The organism is Pseudoalteromonas sp. S558 (assembly GCF_005886635.1).
GTDB classification, from domain to species: Bacteria; Pseudomonadota; Gammaproteobacteria; order Enterobacterales; family Alteromonadaceae; genus Pseudoalteromonas; species Pseudoalteromonas aliena.
In genome coordinates this window covers 1-553 of the sequence record NZ_PNDU01000458.1, presented here as the reverse complement: position 1 = coordinate 553, position 553 = coordinate 1, and the positions used below count along the sequence as shown (strand labels likewise).

Annotated in this window: 1 protein-coding gene; it reads left to right on the top strand. The window is 37.6% G+C overall.

The genetic code is table 11. The features are described 5' to 3' along the window. Positions 1-43: 43 nt before the first annotated feature. A partial coding sequence (locus tag CWB66_RS20755; protein WP_502705307.1) for a type 2 periplasmic-binding domain-containing protein occupies positions 44-553 on the top strand: 510 nt, incomplete at its 3' end.

The following is a 553-nucleotide window of genomic DNA, read 5'->3' as shown; positions in this document are numbered from 1 at the left end:
AACAAATTTCAATCCTGACAGGCCAATAGGCCCTAGGATTTATATGCACTACTTAGCTTTTGTTTTTTTATTAATTAGCTTTAATAGCTACGCGGATCTGTCGATCAATTATTATCATGATAACACTAAGCGTGTTTTAGCTGGTTATAACCATAAATCGGGTTTACTATTTGAGGCTAAAAACGCAGAGAAAATAATTCATATTGCTACCGTGGAGTGGCCTCCTTACATTGGCGATCATTTATGTAATAAGGGCTGGGTTTATCAATTTGCAGTCGCATTGTTAAACAGTAAAGGCTACAGCGTTTATATTGAGTTTTTACCTTGGGCACGCGCGGTACGAAATGTTGAGCTGGGTAAAGCGGACATACTCATGCCCGAATACTTTATTGAAGATACAGCGCCTTCTGATTATGTGCAGGGCAAAACACGCCGTGAATTACTGGGTTTATCAAATTCATTTAAAGGCGGTGAAATTGCTTTTTTAAAACGAAAAGGTGAAGTTGATCGGTTTTCAGGTAATTTAAAATCACTTAAAGGTCAAAAAATAGGG